At 65.6% G+C, this 2,942-nt stretch carries 3 protein-coding genes; 1 reads left to right on the forward strand and 2 read right to left on the reverse strand.

The window, feature by feature from the left end:
- Positions 1 to 99 precede the first annotated feature (99 nt).
- Complete coding sequence (locus ENN83_RS06945; RefSeq protein WP_287185505.1) at positions 100 to 852, forward strand: LuxR family transcriptional regulator; 753 nt, start codon at positions 100 to 102, stop codon at positions 850 to 852.
- A gap of 433 nt (positions 853 to 1,285) precedes the next feature.
- Here the strand turns inward: ENN83_RS06945 and tsf are convergent, their stop codons facing one another.
- On the reverse strand, positions 1,286 to 2,161 hold the full coding sequence (gene tsf, locus ENN83_RS06950) for a translation elongation factor Ts (RefSeq protein ID WP_287185506.1): 876 nt from the start codon (positions 2,159 to 2,161) through the stop codon (positions 1,286 to 1,288).
- An 82-nt stretch (positions 2,162 to 2,243) separates the two neighbouring features.
- Positions 2,244 to 2,942, reverse strand: a 699-nt coding sequence (rpsB, locus tag ENN83_RS06955; protein WP_287185507.1) for a 30S ribosomal protein S2, incomplete at its 5' end; no start/stop codon positions are given.

Consider the following 2,942-nt stretch of genomic DNA (forward strand, 5'->3'; position numbering starts at 1 on the left):
CGTCCGGGGATTGCGGCGCCCGGAGGTTCTGGCGGATCATCTCGACGACCTTGACCCGCGAACCCCGAGCTTCCGCGTTCCCGCATTCACGGAGGTGCCATGCCACTCGAGCATCTCAAGACCATCGTCGCGGCGCAGACCGTGGAAGAGTTGTGGGCGCAGCACACGCAACGGATGGCGGCCTACGGGTTCGACGGGCTGATCTACGGGTTCACACGGTTCCGTACGGCCAATTCGCTTGGCGACCGGAACGATCTTCTGGTGCTGTCCAATCTCAGACCCGACTATACCCGCGCCTTCGTCGACCAGGAGATGTATCGCAACGCGCCCATGGTGCGCTGGGCGGCCGAGAACGAGGGGGTATGCAGTTGGCGCGAACTGCGCGAACGCCGGGCGCGCGGGGAACTGACCCCGGAAGAGGAACGCACGCTGGAATTCAACCGGTCGATGGGCATCGTGGCGGGATATTCCATCGCGTTTCGGGACACCTCGATGCGCGCCAAGGGGGCGATCGGGCTGGTGGCGCGCGAGGGTCTGACGCAGGACGACGTGGATGCCATCTGGGCCGAAGATGGTGACGAGATCTTCCTGATGAACGAGGTGATGCATCTCAAGGTCCAGAACCTGCCCTATCTCTCGACCCGCCCGCCGCTGACACCGCGCCAGCGCGAGGTGCTGGAATGGGTGGGCGACGGCAAGACCGCCCAGGATATCGCGACGATCCTGGGCGTGACGCCCGCAACGGTGGAAAAGCATCTGCGCCTTGCGCGCGAGACGCTGGATGTCGAGACGACCGCGCAGGCGGTGCTGAAAGCATGGTTCCAGAACCAGATTTTCAGCACGCGCGGGTGATGCCGTCCTGATTCGATCTGGCCAATGCGCATGCTGCAGGTAAGGATTCCCCCACTACCTACACGGTGCATGAATCGGCGAATATCCGCGCGTTCCGTGAGTGGTGGCCTTGGGCCAAGGAACTGAAGGGCTGGCATGACCCCTTGATTTAGGCGGCGTGTCTGCTCCCCGGGAGACCGGGACCAGCACGATGCGGCCTATACTCGGTCGCATGGTGCCGTCCGCTTCGCGCGGTTCGACCTATTGGGGGACGGTGGGAAGTGTGGGGGCGGTGTGGCCAAGGGGTGGCTGCACCGCCTCCGGCTTTGCCGTGCATGTGCCGAAGGCCGCCCCTTGCGGCATGTGACATGTGCGTCCGGAACGACCGGGGGCGGCCAGGACCCCTGCCCCGACGACCGCCCCCAATTTGTTTGTCCCCGGGTCCGGGTGGCGATCAGCCCTGGACCGCCTTGGCGACTTCGGCGGCGAAGTCTTCGTCGACCTTCTCGATGCCCTCGCCGACCTCAAGCCGGACGAAACCGGTGATCGTGGCGCCAGCCTCGGCAGCGGCCGCCTCGACGGTCAGGTCGGGATTCATCACGAAGGCCTGACCCAGAAGCGTGACCTCGGACAGGTACTTCTTCATTCGCCCCTCGATCATCTTCTCGATCACCGCATCGGGCTTGCCGCTTTCGCGGGCGATGTCGATCTGGACCTGGCGTTCCTTCTCGACCAGCGCGGGGTCGAGATCCGCCGCGCTCAGCGAGGCGGGGTTCGCCGCGGCAACGTGCATCGCGACCTGCTTGCCGAACGCCGCGTCGCCACCGGTCATCGCCACCAGAACACCGATCTTGCCCATGCCGGGCATGGCGGCGTTGTGGACATAGCTGACCACGGTCTCGCCCTCGATGCGGGCCATGCGGCGCAGCGTCATGTTCTCGCCGATGGTGGCGATCTTGTCGGTCAGCGTGTCGGCGACCGACTTGCCGCCCAGATCGGCGGCCATCAGCGCGTCCAGATCGGCCGCGCCCATCGCCGCCTTGGCGATGCCCGCCACCATGGCCTGGAACTCGGCGTTCTTGGCCACGAAATCCGTCTCCGAGTTCACCTCGACGGCGACGCCCTTGCCGCCCGTGACCTCGACGGCCACCAGGCCCTCGGCAGCGGTGCGGCCGGATTTCTTGGCGGCCTTGGCCAGCCCCTTGGTGCGCAGCCAGTCGATGGCCGCTTCCATGTCGCCATCGGTTTCGGTCAGCGCCTTCTTGGCGTCCATCATGCCCGCGCCGGTCCTGTCGCGCAGATCTTTCACCATGCTCGCCGTGATTGCCATGGCTCGGCTCTCCTCGATTGTCGAATAAGGTTCCGGGCGCGGCGATATCCGCGCCCGGTATCAATCCCGTGACAGGCCGGGCTCAGGCCCCGGCGGTCTCTTTTGCGGGTTGTTCCGTGGCCTCGGCCAGCAGTTCCTCGACCGGCGCCTCGTCCAGCGCGCCGATATCGACGCCTGCGGCATCCATCTGCGCAGACATGCCGTCCAGCGCCGCACGGGCGGCCAGATCGCAATACAGCTGGATCGCGCGGGCGGCGTCGTCATTGCCGGGGATCACGTAATCCACGCCGTTGGGCGAGCAGTTGGTATCGACCACCGCCACCACCGGGATGCCCAGCTTGCGGGCTTCCAGGATGGCCAGGTCTTCCTTGTTGACGTCGATGATGAACAGCAGGTCCGGCAGGCCGCCCATTTCGCGGATGCCACCAAGCGAGGCCTGCAGCTTGGCCTGCTCGCGTTCCATCCCGAGCCGTTCCTTCTTGGTCAGGCCCTCGGCGCCTATCGCCATCTGCTCGTCGATCTCGTTCAGGCGCTTGATCGATTGCGACACGGTCTTCCAGTTGGTCAGCGTGCCGCCCAGCCAGCGATGGTTCATGTAGTATTGCGCGCAGCGTTCGGCGGCGTCCGCGATCGGCTTCTGCGCCTGCCGCTTGGTGCCGACGAAGAGAATGCGGCCGCCCTTGGCAACGGTCTCGCGGATGACGTTCAGCGCGGCGTCCAGCATCGGGACGGTCTGCGTCAGGTCGATGATGTGGATGCCGTTGCGGTCGCCATAGATATA

The organism is Rhodovulum sp. (genome assembly GCF_011048875.1).
Lineage (GTDB): Bacteria > Pseudomonadota > Alphaproteobacteria > Rhodobacterales > Rhodobacteraceae > Rhodovulum > Rhodovulum tesquicola.